19 protein-coding genes are annotated in these 23,195 nt (G+C 68.8%); 6 read left to right on the top strand and 13 right to left on the bottom strand.

Translation table 11 applies throughout. The features are described 5' to 3' along the window. The first annotated feature begins 4 nt into the window (after positions 1-4). Positions 5-1,210 carry an alpha/beta hydrolase family protein gene (locus tag EL337_RS01885; RefSeq protein WP_048632474.1) on the top strand — a complete coding sequence of 402 codons (1,206 nt, stop codon included), beginning with the start codon at positions 5-7 and terminating at the stop codon, positions 1,208-1,210. On the opposite strand, the gene eccE is transcribed toward EL337_RS01885, so the two are convergent. The 12 genes from eccE to EL337_RS01825 form a co-directional block, all read right to left on the bottom strand. Continuing rightward, a complete protein-coding gene (gene eccE / locus EL337_RS01880; protein ID WP_048632475.1) occupies positions 1,197-2,117 on the bottom strand; it encodes a type VII secretion protein EccE in 921 nt (306 codons plus the stop codon). The genes EL337_RS01885 and eccE overlap by 14 nt on opposite strands. Next, positions 2,114-3,502: a type VII secretion-associated serine protease mycosin gene (mycP, locus tag EL337_RS01875; protein WP_109860106.1), complete on the bottom strand. Its 1,389-nt coding sequence runs from the start codon at positions 3,500-3,502 to the stop codon at positions 2,114-2,116. Before mycP ends, eccE begins: the two co-directional genes overlap by 4 nt. Before the next feature lie 16 nt (positions 3,503-3,518). Continuing rightward, the gene (eccD, locus tag EL337_RS01870; RefSeq protein WP_048632476.1) at positions 3,519-4,991 is read right to left on the bottom strand and encodes a type VII secretion integral membrane protein EccD; all 1,473 of its coding nucleotides are present in this window, start codon (positions 4,989-4,991) and stop codon (positions 3,519-3,521) included. After that, positions 4,973-5,854, bottom strand: coding sequence for an ESX secretion-associated protein EspG (locus EL337_RS01865; RefSeq protein ID WP_048632477.1), 882 nt, complete (start codon positions 5,852-5,854; stop codon positions 4,973-4,975). Before EL337_RS01865 ends, eccD begins: the two co-directional genes overlap by 19 nt. Positions 5,855-5,863: 9 nt before the next feature. After that, positions 5,864-6,151, bottom strand: a complete 288-nt coding sequence (locus tag EL337_RS01860; RefSeq protein WP_048632478.1) for a WXG100 family type VII secretion target — start codon at positions 6,149-6,151, stop codon at positions 5,864-5,866. Positions 6,152-6,184: 33 nt separating this feature from the next. Further along, positions 6,185-6,478, bottom strand: a complete 294-nt coding sequence (gene esxG, locus EL337_RS01855) for a type VII secretion system protein EsxG (RefSeq protein ID WP_048632479.1) — start codon at positions 6,476-6,478, stop codon at positions 6,185-6,187. Continuing rightward, positions 6,475-8,067 carry a PPE family protein gene (locus EL337_RS01850; RefSeq protein ID WP_048632480.1) on the bottom strand — a complete coding sequence of 531 codons (1,593 nt, stop codon included), beginning with the start codon at positions 8,065-8,067 and terminating at the stop codon, positions 6,475-6,477. Before EL337_RS01850 ends, esxG begins: the two co-directional genes overlap by 4 nt. Position 8,068: 1 nt before the next feature. Beyond that, positions 8,069-8,377, bottom strand: coding sequence for a PE family protein (locus EL337_RS01845; protein ID WP_048632481.1), 309 nt, complete (start codon positions 8,375-8,377; stop codon positions 8,069-8,071). Further along, positions 8,377-12,375: a type VII secretion protein EccCa gene (gene eccCa, locus EL337_RS01840; RefSeq protein WP_048632482.1), complete on the bottom strand. Its 3,999-nt coding sequence runs from the start codon at positions 12,373-12,375 to the stop codon at positions 8,377-8,379. Before eccCa ends, EL337_RS01845 begins: the two co-directional genes overlap by 1 nt. Further along, positions 12,372-13,907: a type VII secretion protein EccB gene (gene eccB, locus EL337_RS01835; protein WP_048632483.1), complete on the bottom strand. Its 1,536-nt coding sequence runs from the start codon at positions 13,905-13,907 to the stop codon at positions 12,372-12,374. Before eccB ends, eccCa begins: the two co-directional genes overlap by 4 nt. Further along, complete coding sequence (gene eccA, locus EL337_RS01830; protein ID WP_083443074.1) at positions 13,904-15,769, bottom strand: type VII secretion AAA-ATPase EccA; 1,866 nt, start codon at positions 15,767-15,769, stop codon at positions 13,904-13,906. The genes eccB and eccA overlap by 4 nt, the downstream gene beginning before the upstream one ends. Positions 15,770-15,961: 192 nt before the next feature. Then, positions 15,962-16,870: an oxygenase MpaB family protein gene (locus EL337_RS01825; protein WP_048632484.1), complete on the bottom strand. Its 909-nt coding sequence runs from the start codon at positions 16,868-16,870 to the stop codon at positions 15,962-15,964. 80 nt (positions 16,871-16,950) lie between these two features. Here EL337_RS01825 and EL337_RS01820 point away from each other — a divergent pair, with 80 nt between their 5' ends. Next, positions 16,951-17,580: a TetR/AcrR family transcriptional regulator gene (locus EL337_RS01820; RefSeq protein ID WP_048632485.1), complete on the top strand. Its 630-nt coding sequence runs from the start codon at positions 16,951-16,953 to the stop codon at positions 17,578-17,580. Here EL337_RS01820 and EL337_RS01815 read toward each other — a convergent pair. Next, entirely contained in the window at positions 17,577-18,152 is a 576-nt protein-coding gene (locus EL337_RS01815; protein WP_048632623.1) for a VOC family protein, read from the bottom strand. The genes EL337_RS01820 and EL337_RS01815 overlap by 4 nt on opposite strands. 301 nt (positions 18,153-18,453) lie before the next feature. On the opposite strand from EL337_RS01815, the gene EL337_RS01810 reads away from it, so the two are divergent. The 4 genes from EL337_RS01810 (at position 18,454) to EL337_RS01795 (ending at position 23,188) form a co-directional block, all read left to right on the top strand. Further along, the gene (locus tag EL337_RS01810) at positions 18,454-19,590 is read left to right on the top strand and encodes an alpha/beta fold hydrolase domain-containing protein (protein WP_048632486.1); all 1,137 of its coding nucleotides are present in this window, start codon (positions 18,454-18,456) and stop codon (positions 19,588-19,590) included. Further along, entirely contained in the window at positions 19,587-20,543 is a 957-nt protein-coding gene (locus EL337_RS01805) for a 2-hydroxyacid dehydrogenase (protein ID WP_048632624.1), read from the top strand. The genes EL337_RS01810 and EL337_RS01805 overlap by 4 nt, the downstream gene beginning before the upstream one ends. Positions 20,544-20,605: 62 nt before the next feature. Beyond that, the gene (locus EL337_RS01800) at positions 20,606-22,798 is read left to right on the top strand and encodes an acyl-CoA dehydrogenase family protein (RefSeq protein ID WP_048632487.1); all 2,193 of its coding nucleotides are present in this window, start codon (positions 20,606-20,608) and stop codon (positions 22,796-22,798) included. Between the two features lie 138 nt (positions 22,799-22,936). Continuing rightward, complete coding sequence (locus tag EL337_RS01795) at positions 22,937-23,188, top strand: hypothetical protein (RefSeq protein ID WP_048632625.1); 252 nt, start codon at positions 22,937-22,939, stop codon at positions 23,186-23,188. Positions 23,189-23,195: the final 7 nt, after the last annotated feature.

Genomic DNA, 23,195 nt, shown 5'->3' with positions numbered 1-23,195 from the left:
TAGCATGCCAGACGTGGAACCCGACAGTGTGCCCGATGAGGCGCCGCCCATCCCGGTTCCGGACGTCCCCGGCGCAGACGCCACCGCGCGCGGGTTGCCGCGCCGGATCGACCTGACCACGCGGCAGCGGCTGATCGTGGATTCGTCGGCCGTCGCGGACCTGGCGCTGCGCACGTCCATCGCGTCGCTGTTGAGCGCCACGATGCTCCCATCCGTGGCCACCGCACTGCGCCGTTCCGAGACCCGCGCCGAACAGGACCATCTGAGGTTCTATGCCGAGCTGGCGGCGGCCAAGGACCCGAACCTGTCGTTTCCCGCCCCGGCGTCACCGCCGCGGGTGTCGACGCGGCCCGCGAACCCGATCGCCGAGTGGTTGGCGCACGGCAACGTCCGCAACATCCGGTTCGAGAGCAGCTTCCAGGCCGTCAACCCTGCCCTGCGGGACCAGTGCGCGCGCTACGTGCGCAACAACGTGGTGCACGCCCAGCACTGGCGCCACGACGACGGCCCGCGGCCGACGCTGTGCCTGATCCACGGGTTCATGGGGTCGGCGTATCTGTTCAACGGACTGTTCTTCTCGCTGCCGTGGTTCTACCGCTGCGGTTACGACGTCATGTTGTACACCCTGCCGTTCCACGGCCGCCGCGCCGAGAAGTACTCGCCGTTCAGCGGGCACGGGTACTTCGCGCACGGGATGGCCGGTTTCGCCGAGGCGATGGCACAGGCGGTGCACGACTTCCGCTCGATCATCGACTATCTCGAGTTCACCGGCGTCGATCGGATTGCGCTGACCGGAATGTCACTCGGCGGCTACACCTCGGCGCTGATCGCCAGTGTCGACGACCGGATCCAGGCGGTCATCCCCAATGTCCCAGTGGTCACCCCCGACCGCACGGTCGATGAGTGGTTTCCCGCGAACAAGGTTGTCGCGCTGCGTGATTGGCTGGCCGGTTCGGACACCGAACTGGCCGACGCCGCAACCATGTACTCGTCGCCGCTGAACTACCGTCCACTGCCCGCCAAGGAGCGGCGGCTGATCATCGCCGGGCTCGGCGACCGCCTGGCACCTCCCGAGCAGGCCGAGCTGTTGTGGAAACACTGGGATCACTGCGCGTTCCACTGGTTCCCGGGCAACCATGTGCTGCACGTCAGCCAGCCGGACTACCTGCGGCGGATGACGCGCTTCCTCGGGGAGTTCATGTTCGACTGAGCGCGGCGCCGGCCGGCCAGCTCAACCCGGCAGGCAGCCCCGACGGAACCGGCACCGGATGCGCGGACAGTCGCAGATCCGATCCCGGTGCGAGCGCGGTGAGCGAGGAACCGTGCACGCCGTGCTGGGGTGTCAGACCGGCGACCGGTGCACGACTGCCCGGCCGTTCACCCGTGCGCAGTGCGCACACTGCCGCCACCTCGGGACGGGTTCTGCTGCCGGAGAACTCGAGGGCCGTCCAGGTCTCGTCGGCGCCCGACGACCACACCGACGACAGGGTCTCGGCCAGCTGCTCGTCGACCGCGATCCGGTACGCGGCCAGATGGCTGCGACCGTCGGTGACACCACGCCAGGTCTCCCTGCCCCCGTCTTCCACCGGTACGTCCGGTGCGTCGTCGAGGGACACCTCCCACCCGATCTCCCGGAGGTGATCGGCCAACCGTCGGGCAGCCAGCTGGGCGGTGGCGTGCAGCGGGATCTGCGGGGACCGCGCGGTCAGAGCCGCCACGTTGTCCGCCGCGCCGAGGGTCAGCGCGATCCAGGTGGTCCGCACGGCGCCGCGGTCGCGGCCGGTGATCCGGACCTTGTCGAAGCTGATGCCGTACCGATCCAGGTAGCCGGCCACCAACGCCACCGGCAACTCCGACGTCTCACGGGGGGTTACGCGGAGCGTCACGGTGGCGTACTCGGCCGAGCTGCTGGTGCCGCGGGGAACGCGACGACGGGTCAGCATCGCGAGACGGCGCGCGACAATGGTGGTCACGAACATGCCACGCCACCAGGCGAACAGCACGACGACGATCGCGACGGCGACACCGAGCAGCCAGCGCTGTGATGTGGACTGCCACGGGAAGGCCATCGCCGCCGGGATGACGACCAGCGCGGCGAGGGTGAGCCGGACGTTCATGACCGGGTGTCCTTTCGATTTCTGTTCCACAGGAGCGCAGCCAGCGCGACGAGTGCCAGAACCGCGGTGCCCGCGAACGCGACGACGCGTGGCAGCGGATCCTGCGGCGCAGGCAATGCCGGAGCAGCGACCTGCGTGGCAGCCGCGGAATCGGCGTCGGGGCCGGCAGGTACGTTCCACGTCAGCGCCGCCACGGGATCGACGCTGCCGGCACCGACCAGGTTTGACGGTGAGCGGGCGGCGGCGTGCGCGGTCCCGGTGAGACGGTCCACCACCTGCGGGGCGGTGAGTTCGGGAAACCTGCTGCGCACCAACGCCGCAACGCCTGACACATAGGCCGACGCGTAACCGGTGCCGCTGATGGGGACCAGCTGCTGGTCGGCGCCGGGCAGCCCGTTGGCCAGGCCGCCTGCCGCGTCGTTGCTCACCGACGTGATGTTCTCTCCCGGTGCGCCGATCCCGAGCCACGGTCCGGCCATGGTGAACGGGGAGGGCTGCCCACCGGGCCCCAGCGAACCCACCGACAGCACGTACTGCTGCCACCAGCCGGGAACGGACAGGGTGGCCACACCAGACCAGTTGCGGGGGTCCGAAGGCAGCGCGGGATCGGACAGGGGGTTGGACTCGCACGCGGCACCCGCGCCGGCGTCACCGGAATCTCCTGCCGCAGCGATGATCACGGCGTCCTTGTCCACAGCGGCGTACCGGAGGGCGGCGCCGAGTTCGCTCTGGTCGAAGTTCTTGCCGACGGGAATGCAGCTGACCGTGGAGATGGTGATGACGCGCGCGTCCAGGTCGGCGGCGCGCACGATCGCACGAGCCAGCGTCTGCGCGTCCAGGCTGGCGCGCGCGAGCACCGGGTCCTCTCCCGGATCGCTCGGGGCGTACCGGGACGACGACTGCCGGATGGACAGGATCCGCGCGGCCGGCGCGACTCCCGAGAACCCGTCCGGACCCGGCTGTCCGGCGATGAGCCCTGCCACCAGGGTGCCGTGGCCGTCGCAGTCTGTCAGGCCGTTGCCCGACTCGATGAAGTCGCCGCCGGCCTCGACGTTGGGCAGCCGTGGACCCGGCGCGACCCCGGTATCGATGACCGCGACCAACTGGCCGTCCCCACGACTGTGCCGCCAGGCCTCGGACAAGTTGAGCGACAACTGGTTCGGGCTCGGCACCGTCGTATCGGTGCCGGGGATGGCGCCCCCGGTTGTGCAGGGGTTGCGCTGCGTCATCGACGCGACGGGCCCGGCACTGCCCGTCGGCGGGGCGACCGCCGGATCGGGCTCGGGGGGCGTGACCGCCGCGGCGGACGGTCCGCTGACCGCGACGACCGCCGCGACGACCGCCAGCACGGTACCCACGCGACGGATCACCGACTCACATCCCATGCCTGCGCACCCACGCTCAGAAGCCGTTCAGTACCCACGCGAACAGTCCCACCAGGTAGGCCATCACCGGGATCACCGACGCGTCGAGAGCCGCAGCCACGAAGCCCAGCACCCGGCGCATCGGCAGCGAATAGCTGTCGGGCCGCGTGATCTGCGGGTTCAGTGCCGCCACAACCCACACGGCCACCAGCACCACCAGTACGCCCAGCGCCCACCAGGCGGCGGCGTAGTTCCCGTGTGCCGCGAACATCGCGAGAAGCACCGAGGACACGAGGTAGGCGTGTCCCAGCAGCCAGGCTTTGCAGGAGACCGAATCCCACACTCGTGCCCGCAGTGCGGCGGCGAGCGCGGTGGCCACCACCAGATACCAGGCCCACGGCGACGCTGCGCCGTCACCGGTGACGGCGGGCCACAACAGGATCACCGACCCCGCCACCGCCAGCAGAACGCCCGCGGCGATGAACCCGGTCTGGTGCGCGTCGGTGACGCGGATGCGGCGCGGCAGATCCGCGAGTACCCGCAACGGAGGGGCCGACGGCGCAGGATCGCCGGGCGCGGGGATGACGGGTACCGGTAGGCGCGCGCACAGAGCCGACAACTGCGCGGCCTGCACGGTGACTACCAGAGCCACCAGGATCAGGCCACAGCCCACGCTCACGGTGTCCAACGTCCACAGCGACGCGGCCCCAGCGGCCGACAGCACACCCAGCGCCGACGCGGCGGCGGCGGTGAAGAGCGCGACCGCGCGTTCGCCGACGGTGATGCTGATGATCGACCAGGCGGCCACGCCCGCCGCTCCCAGCAGGACACTCGCGGGGCCGAAGGCGCCGGGCACCGCCAGCGCGAACGCGGCGGCGACGGACGGCAGCGCGGCGGCGGCAAGCGCGGTCGCCAGTCGCGGTGACCCCGTCCGTGCCACCAGAGCACCCAGGACGGCGGCGATCGCCACGCCGCTGACGGCGAACAAGCCGATCAGCGAGCCGGTGACGGCACGGTGAGCCACGGCCAGCGCGGTCGCGACGAGGATCAGCCCGACGGCAGCAATGGTGGCGCCGTTGCGAATGTGGGCGATACCCCAGGGTCGTTCGCGTGCCGCCGAGAAGATCATCGCGGCGTCGGCGATGTCCTCGACGATGCGTGGGGCAGGCGGGCCCGACGGGACGGGCTGCAGCGCCAGCAGGTCGCCGTCGACCACGCCCACCGTGTTCAGCGTCGCGTCCAGGCTGAACGGCGCGCCACCGATGGGCGCGAGGCTCAGCAGCTCCGCCGCCCCGACGGTTTCGTCGGAGGGCGCCACGATGCGCTGTACAGCAGGGATGACCTCACGCAGGGGAAGCTCGGCGGGCAGCGCGATCTCGGTGAGACGTCCCGCGCCGTCCGCGGCGCCGTCGTCGTCCACCGTCGCGGTGAGGACGGCGACCCGCACGATGGGCATCACCGTGCCACCCGCACCGAGAACGGAACTGGTGCTCAAAGCCGACTCTGGCATTTCTCTTCTCTCTGGCCTGTTCGTGTTGACGTGGGTTCGTCGAAGTCTCGGGTGACCGCCTGGTCGGGGAACCAGCGGCCGTCGGGCAGTTCGGCGGTCAGACGCTCGACCGCCGCCGCGATCGCCATCGGGATGCCCGGGGCGAACGTCGATATCCATTCGCCGTCATAGGCTTTGGCCGGGCTGACCAGGACCCGGCCCAGGGTGGTGTCGACGATGCTGACCCCGATGTCGGTGCTGACCCGGTGGCCGTCACGGTGCGCTCCGGCGACGATCTCGACGTAGCTGCGGGACTCCTCGAACGCGGCCACCACCACGGGGCGCGCGGATGAGGGGACACCCAGGAAGTCGAGCAGGTCATGGGCCGAGGCACCCTTGCGGATCTGATCGTCGGCGGATGCGCCGACGCGGGCAGGCAACGCAAAGCTCTCGAAGCGGGCGGGTGTCTGCCCGGACAGCCCGATGGTGAGCACCGGCACCAGCGCATGCGGGTGGTCGATGTCCATCTCGGTCAGGGTGATCAGTCCGCCGGTGCGCAGCGCCACGACGGTTCCCGCGGCACTGCGGGCGACGATGCCGCGCAGCATCGCCCCGCGGTCACCGACGAACCGGAGCTCAAGCCACTGAGTGGGCCTGCAGACCAACCGGATCCACCGCGCCACCGAGATGTCCACCTCGCGGGCGGTACTCATGACCCCCATTCGGGTCAGCTGCTCGGTCTGGTCCTCCTCGAATGTCTCGCGATGCGCGAGATCGCTGTAGGGCGGCGTGATCGCCAGTACCCAGGGGAACGACCCGGCACCAAGGACATCGGCCAGGAACCAGGCCGCGTCGGCGGTCAGCTCGACGGCGTTAGCGCCCACTGGAACCGATCAGCCCCACTTCGCACCTTCGGCCTGATCGCGTGCGGCCATCGACGTGGTGTTCATCTCGTGGGTGCCGGCCATCGCCCGGTAAGCCCGGACCAGCTCCTCGAGGCTCGTGTTCCATTGCGCCTGCCACGCCTGGTAGATCACGCCGGTATCGCCCTGCCAGGCGTTCTGCAGCGCGGCCTGCTCAGCGGCGATATCGGCGCCGACGGCGTGCAGAGCGCCCGCGTAGCTGTTCATCTCGCCGGCGTGAGCGAGCATCGCCGGATAGTTGTACATGATCTGTGACATCGAGGTTCTCCCTGGTGCTGTCGGTGCGCCGGATCAGATGGCGGTGTAATTGCTTGCGGCTGCGGCGTCTTCGGCCACATAGGAGCCTGCGGCGTCGCCGAGGTTTGCCTGCGCGATGTCCAGGAGCGCGTTGACCTTCGCCGAGACCTCCACGAAGCGGGCGTGGGCGGCCTGGAACGCGGCCGACGACTCGCCCATGTGGAATGCCTGCGCGGACTGCGCCGCCTGCTCGGCCTGCGCGATGGTGCTGCGCATCAGCGCCGTCTTGGCGCCGAATGCCGCCTCCGACGCCACGATCTGCGGGATGTGAGCATCCAAGAGGCTCATGGTTTTTCCTTCCGGTGGTGGTTATCTGGTGGATCGTCGGTGGTGGCGGCGCCATCGGGGTCGGCCGACGGATCCCATGTGCCGGGGAGCATGGGCGAGGTGGGCCCGCCGCCGTATCGGTCGCCGGCGAGTGTGGTCAGGCCCGTCGCCGCGTCGGTGGAGGTGCCGACGGTGCCGGAGAAACCCATCGGACCGGCGCCTCGTCCGGAGGCGGTGACCCGTGGTTCGGTCCGCGGCGGCTGCTCCACATCCGGTTCGTCCTCGTAGTCCAGATAGGCATCGGCGAATCCGCGCCCCTTGATGTCCTCCTGCTGCTTGCGGCGGCGCTTGCGCCGCGCCGCGGCGGAGGCGGCGGCACCGGAGGCGGCCGCGGGGATGGTCGCGGCCGGGGCCTTGGCCCCCGTCGTGTCACGCGCCGTCGGCGAGAAGCCTTCTCCCGGGTCCCGGCCCGCCACCACATACGGCACGATCGGCGCCGCGGCAGCAGCCGGCGCACCCGGGGCGGGCGCCGTTCCGGTGCTGACCGTGTTGGCCGAGATCGGGGCACTGCTCGGCGCCGGGGGCGAGGTCATCACCGGGGGAACGTTCTGCTGATCGGCCCGGGCCGGCGCCGGGGACTGGGTGGCGGGCTCTTCGGCCGGAGCCTCTGCCGGTGGCAGGTTGAACAGTTCCAGCAGGCGCTCCAGCACACCCGCCACGATCGCGAGCGTCGTGATCAGCAGCGGGAGCAGTAGAAGCGACGGGTACAGGATCGAGGCGCCGATCCAGGAAATGGCCTGGTAGGCCACCGCGAAGAGGAAGGGGCCCCATGTGATGAGTGCCTGGAGGGGGTTGGTGAGGAAGTCGGTGATCAGCTGGATCGTGTTGCCGATCGGGTCCATCAGGAACCTGATGATGGGCTCGAATAGGAACCTCAGGATCTCACCGTAGAACTTCAGCAGTTCTTCGATGATGTTCGAAACATTGAGTGCCGCTCCGGATTCGACAGCTCGCGCCTGGGCCGCGAAGGCGGTGCCGGTGGCTGCGGCGGCGCCCGCCTCGCCGACTCCGGGTAGCAGCACGAACGGAGCAGGGGTGGACGCGGGCGTCGCGGCGAGCGCGGCGCTCGACACCGCCTGGTAGGTCGCCATCGTGGTGGCCGCCTGGATCCACATGCGGACGTAGTCCGCCTCGTTCACGGCGATCGGGATGGTGTTGAGCCCCAGGAAGTTCGTCGCGACCAGGACGGCGTGGGTGGTGTGGTTGAGCGCCAGTTCCGGCAGCGTGGGCATGGTCGCGACCGCGGTCGAGTAGGCGGCGGCCGCGGTCTCGTGCTGGACGGCGGCGGCGGCGCTGGTGGCGCTCTGCTGGGCCAACCACGCGAGGTAGGGGGTGTGGGCGGCGACGTACCGCTCTGCGCTCGGACCTTCCCAGGAGCCGGCCTGCACAGCAGCCAGGATGCCGGTGAGTTCTGCTGCAGCAGCGGAGTATTCGACGCTCATCGAGTGCCAGGCACCGGCCGCCGCGAGCAGCGAGCCCGGCCCGGGGCCGCTGCTGAGCAGCGCCGAGTGGACCTCGGGCGGCAGCGCCATCCATACCGGTGCTGTCATGTCAGCCCCGGGCGATCACGTAGGTCGAGGCGGCCATCGCGTCGCCGCTGGCATAGCTGGCCGCGGACTCACCGACACCGATCCCGGACCGGCCGAGTTCCTGGACGCCCTGGGCGGCCACCGTCTGATGCTCAGCGCCGCTGAAGCTGAATCCGGCGGCGGTCTGCAGTGACACCGCGTCGGCCGCGGGCGGCAGCACAGCGGTCACCAACGGAGCGGCAGCGGCGTGGGCGGCGGCCATCCGGGCGGTCAGCGCCTCCACGGCCGCGCCGGCCGCGGTCAGACCTTCTGGGACTACTCGCAGGGTCATCAGCTGTATTCCTTTCCGCTGCGTCCCGACTGGGCGGCCGCACCGTCGGCGGCGTGGGGGTTGACAAGCTGGACGAACGTCGGCGTATCGGTGGCGTCGAGCAGCATGCCGCGCCCGACGGGCAGCCGGCTGAACCGGTGCCCCCGAATCTTGCCGCTGTCCTGAGGATTTCCCGACAGCATGAGGGTGGTGGCCTGCAGGTCGTTGAGACGGCGCAGCAGCGGGGCCGTCATGACCGCGTGGGCCGACCCGGCCGCTCTGGCAGTGACGATCACCCGCAGACCCAGGTCGGAAGCCTGCGCCAGCAGCCCGATCAGCGCGGTCCACGGACGTTGGCCGACGAAGGGACCGCTGACCGCGGGACCATCCGGAATCTGGTCGACATCGTCGATGATCAGGTAGTGCAGGTGGTTACCCGCGCCGTTCCCGTTCCCGTTTCCGTTCCCATTCCCTGAGCGGTACGTCCAGCCACTCAGCTCCTGCGGGCTCAGACCCGCAGGCGGCCTTCGGTTCTCGAGCAGCGATGACAAGCCCAGCATGGCGGGCAGGACCCGGTCGATGTTGGGGGTGTACTCGTTGTCGGGGAAGATCGGCTCGTCGACCAGTTGGAGACGCCGGTCGATGACCGTGAAGGCTACCTGGTCGGAACGCGAGTTCTCCCGGATGGTGCGGATGAGGTGGCGCAGCAACGTCGTCTTGCCAGTCTTGGCGTCGCCGAACACCATCAGCAGCGGATTGTCGGTGAAGTCGACGGTGACCGCAGCCAGATCCTCTTCGCGCTGCCCGATGGCCACCTGCTCCGGGGCCGGATACAGCGTCCCGAGAGCCGACGGCGCCAGGTTGGTCGGCAGCAGCCGGATCGGTGGCGCGCTCTGTCCCGGATAACGGGCGTTGAGTGCGGCGATGGACCCGAGTGTCGGTCGGGCGAACAGGAAGTGCTCGGCGGCCATGGTGAGACCGCGCCCGGGCTGGTCGACCGGCACGCTGTCGGCGGGCCTGCGAAGCGCCCCCACCACCCGCACGTTGCTGTCGTGCGAATCGTGCAACCGCAATTCCAGCCGAAGCCCGAGACCGTCGCGCATCGCCAGCGGCACCTCGAGCCAGTTCGGGGTGGTGATCACGACGTGGATGCCGTAGGACAGACCGGTGTTGACAAGCTCGGTCACCCTCGCGAGCAACGGGTTCCGGGTGTTGAAGGTGTCGGTGTTGTCGCGGCTGAACGCGTAGAGGTTGTCGATCAGCAGGAAGACCTCGCCGTAGCCGTCGCGGTAGTCGCCGTTGCGGGTCGCACCGTGCCTCTGCCGGGCCCGCAGCAGCTGCTCGAGCTCGCCGAATGTGCGGCGGATCCGCTCCGGTTCCAGTGGCGAGGCCACGCTGCCCACGTGCGCGAGATCCTCCAGGGTGCGCAGTTGACCGCCGCCGTAGTCGAGGCAGTAGAACGACACGTCGCCAGGGGCGTGCAGCGTGGCGGCGGAGAGCACGAATGTCTGCAGTGCCGTGGACTTTCCGGACTTCGGTCCACCGTGGATCACCATGTTGCCCGCCGCGGACGTCGCATCGAACACCAGCGGATCGCGCCGCATGTCGAACGGGCGGTCGATCTCGCCGAGCGGCCAGCGCAGGTGTCCGGCTCCGATCCCTGAGCGTTCGAGCAGATTCTGCAGCGGGATGGCCGCCTCCAGCGGGGGCAGCCACAGCTGGGGTGCACGGGGTCCATAGTGGGCCAGCTGGTCGCCGATCGTCGCGATCAGTTTGCGTGGCGGCAACACGTCGACATCGGCGCCGTCGTCGACGATGACGGTGTCCGGTTCGGGGTCGACCCAGCCGGCGCTGAACAGCTGCGGTGTCGGAATCGCATGCACAACAACGGATCTGTCCACTCGCGGCGGCTCGTAGATGCCGTCGACATAGGTGCTGCGGAACTTGATCGGCAGGGCGCCCGGGGCGGGCACGAGGAAGCCGATGCCCTTGTGCTCCCGACCCGACTCGATGTGATACGCGTCCTCCACACCGATGATCTGGCGGGAGACACTCGGGCTGGCCACCTTCAGGCCGATCCGGTATGACGTGTTCTTGTCGATGTCTTTGATCCGGCCGACGTCCAGCGTCTGGGAGGCGAACAGGATGTGGATGCGGAACGACCGACCCTTGCGCGCGACGTAGTCGAACAGGTCGGCGTACTCGGGGTGGTCGGCGAGCATCAGGGTGAACTCGTCGGCGACCACGAACAGGGTCGGCAGTGGCGGTAGGTCGTGGCCTTCCGCGATCGCATTCTCGTATTCGGTGACCGAGTTGAACGCGCTGCCCTGGACGCGGCGTCCGGCCTCCTTCAGCAGTTGTTCGCGCCGGGCGACCTCGCCGCGCAGGGTATCGGCGAATCTGTCTGCCAATGACTTTTTTTCGGCCATGTTGGAGATGACGGCGACGACCTGGGGGAAGTGACGGAAGATGTCGGCGCCCGCCTCGCCCTTGAAATCGGCATAGATCACGATCAGGCGATCGGCGGAATGAGTCGTCAACAGCGACAACAGAATCGACATCAGGGTCTGGGACTTGCCCGAACCGGTCATGCCGATCATCAGGCCGTGCGGGCCCATACCGCCTTCGGCCTCGTCCTTGAGGTCGAACATCAGCGGCTCACCGGTGGATGTCACACCGATGGGGACCCGCAGCTCGTCGTCGCGGTTGCGCGGCGCCCACAGCGCGGCGACGTCGAGCGCGGACGCGTCGGGAATTCCGAGCATCGTGGTGAACGCCGCCCCGCTGGTGCTCGCCGACCGCCCGTGGCTGGGATTGGAATCCCACCGAGACAGCCGTCGTGCGATGTGCCGCGCGTCCGCGGACCGGAGCCGGTCGGCGGCATCGACATAGGCGACCCATGCTCCGTTCTGCCAACGCTGGATCCGGCTGCCGGTGACGCGCAGGATGGGTCGCTCCGGATCCGAGTACTGCTCGCGGTGGGGATCTGCGGAACGGCGATGAATCACCGTCACCCCGGCCAGATCGCGTCCGACGACATCATCGGGATCGGCGTCGGGATCGTCGAGCACGATGAGCAGATGCTTGGAGTTCGCCGTGGCGTCGCCTGCGAACGGGCCACGCCCGGCCAGCGCGGGCTCGAGCAGCCGGCGCAACTCCGCGGGCCCGGTGGCCAGACAACGGGCGGGGCCGACGCCGTCGATCTGGCCGGGCACGTCGGCGTGGGGCAACCACTTCAACCATGACCAGGCATTCGATTCCAGACCTGCTCCGGCGTAGGCGATTCCGAGGACCGTGGGGTCATGCCAGGTCACCGCCTGCGCGATCCACGCCCGAAGCGCGCCTGCGACGTCGGCGTCGTCGCCGATGACGGTGATCCGCGCCAGTCGTTTGAGGTCGATTCCGGATGGGGCGCGGTGCAGAGTGCGCTGCGTCTGCAGAAGACCACGCAGGGTGGTGTGCGACACCGGTTCCAGATCGATCTCGTCCGCGGTGTCCTTGACCCGCAGCGTGGCATCGAGGGTCTGGTCATGCAGCCCGGCCCGCAGCACCAGGAAATCCGGGTCGTGCGGGTCGCGTTCCCATTGTCTGCGGGTGCCCGGAATGCTTGCCAGGGCGGCTGGTTCGGGGTGTGACCACTGCAGCGCGGCACGCTGTTCGTCGGCGTGAGCCCGGACGTTGTCCCGGACCACCGACAGGTAACGCAGATAGTCCGCGCGCTCGGCGTCGACTTCCTCTGTGCGCATCTTGTTGTCGGTTCCGCGATACATCGCGGTCGCCGCCAGCAGCAGGACGAACGGGAAGAACAGCGTGGTCGGTGAGATCAGCCGCAGACCGGTCGCCACCAGGGCCACGATCATCCCGACGATGAGGATGACGATCAGGTAGGGCAGCGCTCGGCGCAACAGGGACGGCGGCACCACCCGCGGCAGCTCGGGAGGCGGCTCGATGGTGATGGTGCCCTGCCGAACGACCGGTGCGGCAAGTCGCTTCCGGTGCTCGAAGATCAACCTGCTCATGGATTCTCCAACCGGGGTGTGGTCTCCACGCGGGCCGGCTCCGGGTTGGGCGCCAGCGTGTCGTGGGCCAGCAGCGCGTCGGTACGCGACAGGGTCGGACCCGCGGCGAACTGAGAAAGCACGGACCACGGGATGGGCAGCGGCGCAGTGGAAAGGCCCAGGGCGGCCACGGTGTCGGTGCCGGCGGACTCGCTGTCCTCGATGCCGTACCGCACGCCGGTGTCGCTCACCCAGAACAGCGATCCGCCGCTGTCGACGAAGTACCCGGTTCCGGGCGCAAGGGCGACCCGGTTCGCGGGTCCGCCGTCGGCGCCGGAGCTGACCAGCGCGACGGTGCGCTGCCCGTCGGGCACGGGCAACATCGCCCCGGACCGCAGAATCAGCGAACCCTCCTGTGCACCTTCCGGTTTCGCCCATGTCGCACAGGTCACGGGAGCGATGGCCGGGTCCACCAGCGTGACGCGGTCGGCCGGGTAGGCGTCGACGTCCACGGCGGCGGCTTCCGGGATGCGCGCGACGACGTCGGCATCGAGGCGGGGTGGCTGCGCCAGTCCCCAGGAGTTCGTGTTGCGCAGGATCGCCGCCACCACCGGTGATATCGGCTGGAGACCATCGGTGAGCACGACGTAGTGCCGCAGCGTGTTGTCGGCGTCATAGGCGACCACGACGGCGCCGACCGGCACCTGCTCGGGCAGCGGGAGGTCGGAGAGCAGACCGGCATCGGGGATCACCGGCGTCACCAGCGCAGGCCCCTCGGGGATCGCGTTGAACAGGCCGGTGGCGATCGGTCGCGGCGCCACGATGTCGACGCCGATGCCGAGTCCGGCGGTGACGGCGCGGTCGGCCAGGTCGACGACGCTTCGTCTGCCGTTCCACAGCAGCCAGGTGCGCCCGCCGTTCTCGGCGAGCACCGCGGTGCCTGCGGGCAGCGCCGCCGCACGTTCACCGCCGTCGGCGGGCCGCCCTGCGATCACCGTGACGCCGGCGTCGTCGCCTGCCGCCGCATCACACACGGTCCAGTACGCATCACGAGTCATGTTGGCCACCATGCGTTCCGGAGCACCCGGGATACCGAGCAGGTTGCCGCGCGGGAACCGGTCGAGCTCGCTGCTCTTGACCATGGCCGGGTTGTCCGGCCGGCCGGTGATGAGCCGCGCCGACGTCAGGTTAAGCACGGGGTGCAGTTGGTCGCCGAGTTTGACGTACAGCGCCGCGGTGTCGCGGTCGGCGAGCACCGCATCGTCGCCCGCGGACCCGGAGGGCCGGATCAGCGAGAAGAGGAAGCAGCCGATCACACCGGTCACCAGGATGAGTGCGCCGACGAGCACCGACCGCGACTGGGTGCGCAACGGGTCGACGAGCATCCTGGTGTCGTGCAGTGCCACGCCGGAGGCGATGCGGCGCATGACGAAACGCCATCCCGTGACCTGGTGGCGGGTGACGAAGCCACGACGGTAGGTGACGTGATCGGGATTCTCGTTGGCCGGGGTCCGTGAGGTGAACGAGCGCCGGTCCCCGTCGGGCGCGCTCACCGGGAGTCCGTGAGGCGTTGTGGGACAGTCAGGCCTTCGGGTATCGACAGACCAAGGCCGCGCAGCTGCGGACCCGCCGAATTGCCGACGTCGGCCGCGGTGATGGTCATCAGCTCGTCGTCGGTGAAGTCGTCGGACTCGGAGTGGTCCAGCCGGTATTCGCGCTCTTCCTCGGAGCGCTCGACCAGGTTTCGGACGAAGCGGCCGTTGCCGGCGATGTCCAGACTGCGCCGTTCGACACCGTTGGCATCGGGGGTGGACGACGCGGCGAGGTGGGCGAACAGCCTTTCCATGTCGGCGCGGGCGTTCTCCTCGAAGCGCGAATCGCGCTTCTCGGCCATCCGCGTGGCGATTTCGACGAGCTCCTCGGGTGAGTAGGACGGGAAGTCGATGCTGCGGGTGAAGCGCGATCGCAGACCTTCGTTGGCGTCGAGAAACGCGTCCAGGTCCTTGCGGTAGCCGGCGACGATGACGACCAGCCGGTCGCGGTCGTTCTCCATCCTGGCCAGCAGTGTGTCGATGGCGACAAGACCGAAGTCGTTCTTGGCGCCGGTGGACACCAACGCGTACGCCTCGTCGAGGAACAACACGCCGTCGAGGGCACTGTCGATGATGGCGTTGGTCTTGGCCTCCGTCTCCCCGATGTGCTGGCCGATGAGGTCGGCGCGGTGCACCTCGCGGACGGTTTCCTTCTTCAACAGCCCCAGCCCGCAGTAGATCTTGGCCACCACCCGGGCGATCGTGGTCTTGCCGGTGCCCGGCGGCCCGGCGAAGACGAGATGGTTGGTGCGTTGCGCGACCGCCAGCCCGCGCTCCTGACGCCGGATCGCCATGGCGACGGAACTCTTCAGCCGGGCGACCTGATACTTGACCTCGTCGAGGCCGATGAACTCCGCGAGTTCCGCCTCGGCTTCGACGAGTAGATGCGCCTTGCGGTCCTTGGCGCCCGGGTCGACGAAATCGGCTTCTCCGGGCTCGGTTTCGGGATCCCACGGGTTGCTGCGTGCCTCGATACGGGCTCCGGTGGTGGTGGGGATGCCGAAACTCGTGTCCGAGAGCGCCTCTTCGACCTGGGTGTTCTCCGGATTGCCGGCGTAGAGCTCCTGCAGGAGCTCATGGGCGTCGTCCTCGTCACCCTGGGCCCGCAACGACAGCGCTTTGGCCAGGGCACCGTCCACTGCTGCCACCGCGATGGGGCCGTCGGTCCGCTCGAGATGAGACAGCGCGGGGGCGAACATCCCCAACCGGGCGAGCGCGATACCGAGGGTGACGCGGGCGGCATGAGCGGTGGTCTCGTCGAGCGTCTGGTCGGTCACCAGTGGGGTCAGCATCCGCACCACCTCGGCCCAGCGGCCGGCCCGGTAGTAGATCGCGATCTTGACCCACCGCGCGTGCAGCCAGCCGGGTCGGCGGCCGAGCAGGTCGGCGATCAGTTCGTCGGCCTCCTCGTAGCGCGCGGCGTCGCTGAGGCACACCGCGTAGGCGAGCGCGAAGTCGTCGGGGGTGGCCGCACGGAACTGGAGGTACAGGCCGGTGTCGTAGGTGAAACCGAGCGCTTCCGGCGCGAGCTCGATCCGGCGCTGCAACACCCCTGCGGTCGCAGAAGTTTGCCAGACCACCTCGATCACCTCGGGTGTCACCGCGCCCGCCGCGGCCAGTCCCGTCCACGCGTCACACTGGTCTCCCGCGATCCGCGTCAGCGCGGTGAACCCTTGCGTGGCAGCCACCATATCCGCAGGTCGACGCCGCTCGTGCACGGACAGCCCCAGCGCTCGGCAGCACGTGGCGAACCGGCTGACCACGTCCTGATCGACGCGGTTCGTCCCCGCTGGAACCACGAGTGTGTCACTTCCCAAGTCCATGATCGTTTCGACGGCGCCCAGCTCCAGACGTTTGCCTGGGCGTCGGCCCCCGCCTTCTCCCTTGCGGATTCTTATGTATGGCTAAGCTAACTTGCGCTGAAGTTAGCACCGCAGAGGCAGGGTGTCGAGACGCACGGGTGGCGGCGACGACGGCCGGCCCGCACTGACGATTCGGTGTTCCGGGCGTGCCGGTCAGACCAGCGGTCGGCCGGCGCGCATCCGCCGGTCGACGTCCTTGAGCAGAACGTTGAACGGGAACTGGCGCACCACAGTGGGCGAGACGGTGTTGACGGTGCGTAGCACTGCCATGAGTCGGTCGAACCTGCGCTGCCGTCTCGCATCCCACGGAAGCCGCATCTCGTCCCGGAAGCGTTGCGGCAGAAAGCCCGTGGTGATCAGCAGGGCAAGCTCTTCCGATCGCCGTTGCAGCGGAGCGGGCAACGTGACCCCGCGCAGCCGGGACGCCGCGATCGGATAGAGATAGTCGCGCACGGTGTCGTCGATGTGCACGTCGTCGAGCGCAGCCTGCCAGTACCGGTCGAACGCCGCGCGGTCGGCGGGCCACATGGTCTCGGGGACCTGCAGCATCGTCGCCAGGGCGCGGCCCTGCAGGTAGAGCCGGTCCGCGGTCTCGTCGTCCATCTCCCCGACGAACAGTCGATGCACGTCGACCACACCCTTGTAGAGGCACGCACCCACCCAGAGCTGCAGGTCCCTGTCGAACGCGTGATACTCGACCGGACTCTCGTCGGTGGAGAACACCTGCGCGTGGGCGCCGTTGACGGCCCGGCGGAACGCGGCCTTCTGCGCGTCGGAGCCGTTGGTCGATACGGCGAGGTAGGTGAAGGTGGTGCGGGCCCGCTTGATCGGGTGGCGGTCCACCCGGCCGCTCTCGACCCGGCTCTCCAGCACGCCGTAACCGACGCCCGGACGGGCGAGCTGCATGATCACGTTGGCCGGGCCCGCAAGCAGGCCGAGGCCCAGCATGCCGTCATCGGCTCCGGCGGACTTCCCGCTCCTGCGGCGCACGCCGATGGTGTTGTCGCTCACCGGACGTTCCACCAGCGGGACGGGTGCGTTCACCGACTCATTCAGCGTCATGGACAGCTCCTCCGGGCGACAGCGGCAATCTGCGAACCTATGTTTCCTGATATTGCTCTCGACGCCGGTCAAGTGTCAATATGGGTCGCATGGGCCAGGTTCGTCCGTATCGCGGGGTGGACGCCCCGCAGCGGGTCGCCGAGCGCCGGCGCCGGCTGCTCGAGGCAGGTCTCGACCTGCTCGGTGCCCACCACACCCCCGCCGACCTCACGGTCCGTGCCATCTGCGCGCAGTCGGGCCTGGCGGCGCGCTACTTCTATGAGAGCTTCACCGACAAGGACGAGTTCGTCGGCGCCGTCTTCGACTGGGTCATCGCGGACATCGTCGCGACCACGCAGGCCGCGGTCGCCGCCGCTCCCGCGCGGGAACAGAGCCGTCAGGGCATGGCCAACATCGTGCGCGCCATCTCCGATGACGTCCGGGTGGGCCGGCTGCTCTTCAGCGCTCGCCTCGACAACCCCGTCGTGGTCCGCAAGCGTGCGGAGTCCGGCGCCTTGTTCGCGCTGCTCTCCGGTCAGCACGCAGGGGTCGCGCTGCAGCTCGACCCGAACGAACGAATCAAGGCGGCGGGGCATTTCGTGGTCGGCGGGGTGGCACAGACACTGAGCGCGTGGCTGGCGGGGGATCTCAGATTCACCCCTGCCCAGCTGGCCACCCAGTTGGGCGCGCTGATCGACCGGCTCGGCGATCCGAAGCTGTACCGGGACTAGCGCGACACCGGTACCCGGCGATCGGCCGCGGTCTTCGGCACCGTCCCGGTGTCGCTGTCGCCGAACTCCTTGGTCCAGCAGGCGAACTCCAGCGTGATTCCGTCGGGGTCGAGGAAATAGAACGACCGCACGTACACGCCGGGATGCACGGTGGCCGAGACCTGCGCCGGGCTCTCGTCGTGGTTGAGAATCGGCCCGACACGGACGCCTTTGGCCTTGAGCCGCTGCCGATACTCGTCGAACTTCTCGGCGGGAACGTGGAAGGCGAGGTGGTTCATCGTGCTCACCGCACTGACGATGTCCCCGATTCCCGGGATCGCCTCCGGCGACGAGATGCCGGCGACCCGGTCCGGCGCAGCGACGAACCAGAAGAACGCGACGCAGTCGCCGTTGCCCGCGTCGAAGAAGAAGTGCTGCCCCATGCCACCGGGCAGATCGAGCGACTTGATCAACGGCATGCCCAGCACGTTGCTGTAGAAGTCCACGGTGCGTTCCATGTCCGAACACACCAGGGCGACGTGATTGATGCCGCCCAGTTCGAACTCGGTGTTCTCGTTGTGCGGCTTGATCACGATCGCGTGCCTCCCAAAAATGCTGGCCACAGGCTGGATCTGAATCTAACATCAGGGTCAGTTTCGAGACAATGATCGGAGCGCGGCAGGTCGTGAGCCCTCGTGAACAGTCGCCGACGCTGCGCGGCCGCCAGACCCTGGTCCCCATCGGTTCCTCTGCCCGCACTTCGCCCGCCGCGCTCAGCTGGTCACCGGCCAAACAGGCTCAGCCACAGGACTTTCATCCAGACGGGGACGTACTCATCGCGACCCAGGCCCGGTTCTTCCTTCGAACCATCCATCATGGGAAGGGCCGACAGCGGTGAGCCGAACAACCTCTACCCAGACACCGGGCGTGACACGTGAATTCGTCGGCCTGGATTCACCTACCGCGCGTCGGGCGGGCTCCGGTGGACACCCCTGCCAGGGGCTCTACCACCGGGGCATGGGACGTAAGCCCAAGGTGGGCATGATCGCCACGCACTATCAGATCGATTTCTCCGAGCACTACCTCGCCGACTACATGGCCACCCGAGGAATCGGGTTCCTCGGCTGGAATACCAGGTTCCGGGGATTCGAGAGCAGTTTCCTGCTCGACCACGCCCTCGTCGACATCGGCGTCGGCGTGCGCTGGCTCCGCGAGGTTCAGGGCGTCGAAACCGTGATACTGCTGGGCAATTCGGGGGGCGGCTCGTTGATGGCCGCCTACCAGGCCAACGCCGTCGACCGACATGTGACCCCATTGGAGGGGATGCGGCCGGCGTCCGGACTCGACGACCTGCCCGCCGCCGACGGCTACGTGGCCAGCGCGGCGCACCCCGGCCGCCCCGACGTCCTCACCGCATGGATGGACGCGGCGGTGGTTGACGAAAATGACGCTGTGACAACCAATTCCGATCTCGATCTGTTCAGCGAACGCAACGGCCCGCCCTTCACCGACGAGTTCGTCGCGCGCTACCGGGCGGCTCAGGTGGCGCGTAACGAGGCCATCACCGACTGGGCCGAGGCAGAGCTCGTCCGGGTCCGCGCCGCCGGCTTCTCCGACCGGCCGTTCACGGTGATGCGCACGTGGGCGGATCCGCGCATGGTCGACCCCAGCCTGGAACCCACGAAACGCCCCGCCAACATGTGTTACGCAGGCGTCCCGGTCAAGGCCAACCGATCCACGCACGGCATCGCCGCGGCGTGCACGCTCCGCAACTGGCTGGGCATGTGGAGCCTGCGCCACGCGCAGACGCGCGCCGAACCGCATCTGGCCCGCATCACCTGCCCGGCGCTGGTGCTCAACGCCGAGCAGGACACCGGCGTGTACCCCTCCGACGCCCGGCGCATCTTCGACGCGCTCGGCAGCGAGGACAAGACGCTCTGCTCGATCGACACCGATCACTACTTCACCACCCCGGGAGCGCGATCGGAGAAGGCCGATACCATCGCCAAGTGGATCACGCGCCGCTGGTGAGAGTTCTCGCGCATTTCGTTCCAGGCTCCACTCACAGCAAGGTCGCGGATTTCCTTGCACCGCATCAGGATTGGCTGGACATTCGGTACTGCTCCGAGGACGACGACGACACCTTCTACCGGGAGCTGCCCGACGCCGAGGTGATCTGGCATGTGCTGCGACCGATATCAGCAGACGATCTCGCGAAGGCGAGCAAGGTGCGACTCGTGCACAAGTTGGGCGCGGGGGTCAACACCATCGACGTGGAAGCCGCGACGGCGCGCGGCATCGCGGTGGCGAACATGCCCGGAGCGAACGCCCAGTCGGTCGCCGAGGGCACACTGCTGCTGATGCTGGCGGCGCTGCGCCGGCTGCCCGAGTTGGACCGCGCCACTCGTGCGGGCACCGGCTGGCCGTCGGATCCCACGCTCGGTGAGACGGTTCGCGACATCGGCGGCTGCACCGTGGGACTCGTCGGGTACGGCAACGTCGCCAAGCGCGTCGAGACCATCCTGGCCGCAATGGGCGCCGACGTCGTGCACACCAGCACCGGTGACGACGGACACCCGTCGTGGCGAACCCTGCCCGCCCTGCTGGCCGAATCCGACATCGTCTCGCTGCACCTGCCGCTGACCGACTCCACCGCGGGGCTGGTGGGCCGGGAGGCGCTGGCCCGCATGAAACCCGACGCAGTACTCGTCAACACCTCCCGCGGTCCGATCGTCGACGAGGATGCCCTGACCGACGCCCTGCGCACCGGCAGGCTGGCCGCCGCCGGCCTCGACGTGTTCGCCGCTGAGCCTGTTCGCGCCGACAATCCGCTGCTCACGCTCACCAACGTGGTGCTCACCCCGCACGTGACGTGGTACACCGCCGACACCATGCGCCGCTACCTGGAGTTGGCCGTGGACAACTGCGAACGGATCCGTGACGGTCGCGACCTAGCCAACGTGGTGAACCAGGTGGCGGGGTAACGTCGGTCCCAACCAACCGGTTGGGACCGACCACGACGACGTGAAGAACAGGTGCAGTAGCCATGCCCATCGCGATTCTCGAAGAGCACAACGCCCTCGCCGACTCGGTGCGGTCCCTGGTGGCCCGCGCCGTCCCGTCCGAAGTGCTGCACGAGGCACTCGAAACGCCGATCTCCAATCCGCCCCCGTACTGGAAAGCGGCCGCTGATCAGGGGCTGCAGGGTGTGCACCTCGCGGAGTCGGTCGGCGGCCAGGGCTTCGGCATTCTCGAGCTCGCCATCGTCGCCGCCGAGTTCGGCTACGGCGCGGTGCCCGGGCCGTTCGTGCCCTCGGCAATCGCCAGTGCACTGATCGCCGCGCACGATCCCGAGGCCGAGATCCTCACGGGTCTGGCCGCCGGTGACGTCATCGCCGCCTACGCGATCGACTCGGGCCTGACCGCGACCCGCCACGGCGACGGACTCGCCATCCGCGGTGAGGTGCGCGCTGTCCCCGCGGCCGCGCAGGCCTCGGTGCTGGTGCTGCCCGTGTCCATCGAATCCGGCGAGGAGTGGGTGGTCATCGACGCCGACCAGCTCGAGATCGAGCCGGTGGCCAGCGTCGACCCGCTGCGTCCCATCGCGCACGTGCGGGCCAACGCGGTCGAGGTCGGCGACGACAGGGTCCTGAGCTCACTGGGTCGGTCGCTGGCGCGCGCGCTGATCACCACCACGCTTGCGGCCGAGGCCATCGGTGTCGCGCGCTGGGCCACCGACACGGCGGCGGCGTACGCGAAGATCCGCGAACAGTTCGGCAGGCCGATCGGGCAGTTCCAGGCCATCAAGCACAAGTGCGCAGGCATGATCGCCGAGACCGAGAGGGCCACCGCCGCTGTCTGGGATGCGGCACGCGCCATCGACGAGCATCGTGAGAACGCACGCGGCGACAGCGCTTTCGAGTTCGCCGCTGCCGTCGCGGCGACACTGGCCCCGGTGGCCGCCCAGCACTGCACGCAGGACTGCATCCAGGTGCACGGCGGCATCGGCTTCACCTGGGAACACGACACCAACGTGTACTACCGGCGCGCGATCGTGCTGGCGGCGTGCTTCGGCCGTGCGGCTGATCATCCGCAGCAGGTGGTCGACACCGCGACCACGACCGGTATGCGTTCCATCGACATCGATCTGGACCCGGACACCGAGAAGCTCCGCGAGGAGATCCGGGCGGAAGTGGCTGCGCTCAAAGCGATCCCGAAGGAGGAGCGCTTCACCGCGATCGCCGAGGGCGGATGGGTACAGCCGCACCTCCCCAAGCCGTGGGGCCGGGCGTCGAACCCCGTGGAGCAGATCATCATCGCCCAGGAGTTCTCGACCGGACGGGTCAAGCGGCCACAGATGGGAATCGCGGCATGGATCATCCCGTCCATCGTCGCGTTCGGCACCAACGACCAGCAGCAGCGCTTCCTGCCGCCGACATTCCGCGGCGAGATGATCTGGTGTCAGCTGTTCTCCGAGCCGGGTGCGGGCTCCGACCTGGCCAGCCTGACCACCAAGGCCACCAAGGTCGAGGGTGGCTGGCGCATCACGGGACAGAAGATCTGGACCACCGGCGCGCAGTACTCGGCGTGGGGCGCCCTGCTGGCCCGCACCGACTCGAGTGCTCCGAAACACCAGGGCATCACCTACTTCCTGCTCGACATGAAGTCAGAAGGGGTGGAGGTCAAACCGCTGCGCGAGCTGACCGGTAACGCGATGTTCAACACCGTCTTCATCGACGACGTGTTCGTGCCTGACGACTTGGTGCTGGGCGAGGTGAACCGCGGCTGGGAGGTCAGCCGCAACACTCTCACCAACGAGCGCGTCTCGATCGGAAGCAGCGAACCGCCGTTCCTGGCCAGCCTCGACCAGTTCGTCGAGTTCCTCCGCGACGGACAGTTCGACCAGATCGAACAGCACGAGGCCGGCCGGCTGATCGCCGAAGGCCACGCCGCCAAGTTGCTCAACATGCGCTCGACGCTGCTGACGCTCGCCGGCGGTGACCCGATGCCGGCCGCCGCGATCTCCAAGCTGCTGTCGATGAAAACCGGTCAGGGATACGCCGAGTTCGGTGTCTCGTCGTTCGGTACCGACGCGGCCATCGGCGATCACGGCGAGCTCTCCGGGAAGTGGTCGGAGTACCTGTTGGCGGGCCGCTCGACGACGATCTACGGAGGCACGTCCGAGGTGCAGCTCAACATCATCGCCGAACGCCTCCTCGGGCTACCCCGCGATCCGTAATCTCAGGGTGCCGGGTGCCGGGTAAGCCCACCCTGGCGTTTCGGGGGATCGCCTGCGGGGCAATCCCCCAACGCGCGCAGCCCGCGCGTGTGGTAATCCTCGCGGGGATAGCGGGGACAAGAAGGAAAAGGGTCCATGATGGCGCTCGACGACGATGACATGACCACATCCTCCGCAGGCGGCGGAGAAGGCCCCGCCGACGGCGGAAGCAACCCCGAAGGCCACGACGGCGGCGCCGACGGTAGCGCCGGCGGGGAAGGCCCGGCCGACGGCGGAAGCAATCCCGAAGGCCACGACGGCGGCGCTGACGGCACCGCAGGCGGCGAAGGCCCGGCCGACGGCGGAAGCAATCCCGACGGCCACGACGGCGGCGCCGACGGCACTGCCTGAGGTCACG

The sequence above is a fragment of the Mycolicibacterium aurum genome (assembly GCF_900637195.1).
GTDB lineage: Bacteria > Actinomycetota > Actinomycetes > Mycobacteriales > Mycobacteriaceae > Mycobacterium > Mycobacterium aurum.
Note: the sequence above shows the minus strand (reverse complement) of the source record. Positions and strands in the feature narration are given on the sequence as shown.

Excerpts from the sequence above, each read along its gene's own strand:
- EL337_RS01885 (WP_048632474.1), top strand. The coding sequence starts at position 5 with ATGCCAGACGTGGAACCCGACAGTGTGCCCGATGAGGCGCCGCCCATC.
- eccE (WP_048632475.1), bottom strand. The coding sequence starts at position 2,117 with ATGAACGTCCGGCTCACCCTCGCCGCGCTGGTCGTCATCCCGGCGGCG.
- mycP (WP_109860106.1), bottom strand. The coding sequence starts at position 3,502 with ATGGGATGTGAGTCGGTGATCCGTCGCGTGGGTACCGTGCTGGCGGTC.
- eccD (WP_048632476.1), bottom strand. The coding sequence starts at position 4,991 with ATGCCAGAGTCGGCTTTGAGCACCAGTTCCGTTCTCGGTGCGGGTGGC.
- EL337_RS01860 (WP_048632478.1), bottom strand. The coding sequence starts at position 6,151 with ATGTCACAGATCATGTACAACTATCCGGCGATGCTCGCTCACGCCGGC.
- esxG (WP_048632479.1), bottom strand. The coding sequence starts at position 6,478 with ATGAGCCTCTTGGATGCTCACATCCCGCAGATCGTGGCGTCGGAGGCG.
- EL337_RS01850 (WP_048632480.1), bottom strand. The coding sequence starts at position 8,067 with ATGACAGCACCGGTATGGATGGCGCTGCCGCCCGAGGTCCACTCGGCG.
- EL337_RS01845 (WP_048632481.1), bottom strand. The coding sequence starts at position 8,377 with ATGACCCTGCGAGTAGTCCCAGAAGGTCTGACCGCGGCCGGCGCGGCC.
- eccCa (WP_048632482.1), bottom strand. The coding sequence starts at position 12,375 with ATGAGCAGGTTGATCTTCGAGCACCGGAAGCGACTTGCCGCACCGGTC.
- eccA (WP_083443074.1), bottom strand. The coding sequence starts at position 15,769 with ATGGACTTGGGAAGTGACACACTCGTGGTTCCAGCGGGGACGAACCGC.
- EL337_RS01825 (WP_048632484.1), bottom strand. The coding sequence starts at position 16,870 with ATGACGCTGAATGAGTCGGTGAACGCACCCGTCCCGCTGGTGGAACGT.
- EL337_RS01820 (WP_048632485.1), top strand. The coding sequence starts at position 16,951 with ATGGGTCGCATGGGCCAGGTTCGTCCGTATCGCGGGGTGGACGCCCCG.
- EL337_RS01800 (WP_048632487.1), top strand. The coding sequence starts at position 20,606 with ATGCCCATCGCGATTCTCGAAGAGCACAACGCCCTCGCCGACTCGGTG.
- EL337_RS01795 (WP_048632625.1), top strand. The coding sequence starts at position 22,937 with ATGGCGCTCGACGACGATGACATGACCACATCCTCCGCAGGCGGCGGA.